This window comes from Mesorhizobium sp. M8A.F.Ca.ET.207.01.1.1 (assembly GCF_004794715.1).
GTDB lineage: Bacteria > Pseudomonadota > Alphaproteobacteria > Rhizobiales > Rhizobiaceae > Mesorhizobium.
Window position 1 is genome coordinate 1 of the sequence record NZ_SRUS01000366.1, and the last position, 322, is coordinate 322.

Here is a 322-nt window from a genome sequence, read left to right on the forward strand (position 1 = left end):
CCAAGGAGACTTTCCATGGCCAACCAGAACCAGAACCAGAACCAGGGCAGCAGCAACCGCGGCTTCGCTTCGATGGACGAAGACAAGCAGCGCGAGATCGCCGCCAAGGGCGGCCGCGCCGCGCATGAATCGGGCAACGCCCATGAATTCAGCTCTGAAGAAGCGCGCGAAGCCGGTCGCAAGGGCGGCGAAGCGGTGAGCCAGGATCGCCAGCACATGGCCGACATCGGCCGCGAAGGCGGCCAGAACAGCCATGGCGGCGGCAACCAGGGCGGCAACCAGGGGGGGCGGCAACAACAGCAGGAACGTGGCGGCAACAACA

General features: G+C 65.8%; 1 protein-coding gene. It reads left to right on the forward strand.

The features are described from left to right. Positions 1-15: 15 nt before the first annotated feature. A partial coding sequence (locus EN850_RS34940) for a KGG domain-containing protein (protein ID WP_136093027.1) occupies positions 16-322 on the forward strand: 307 nt, incomplete at its 3' end.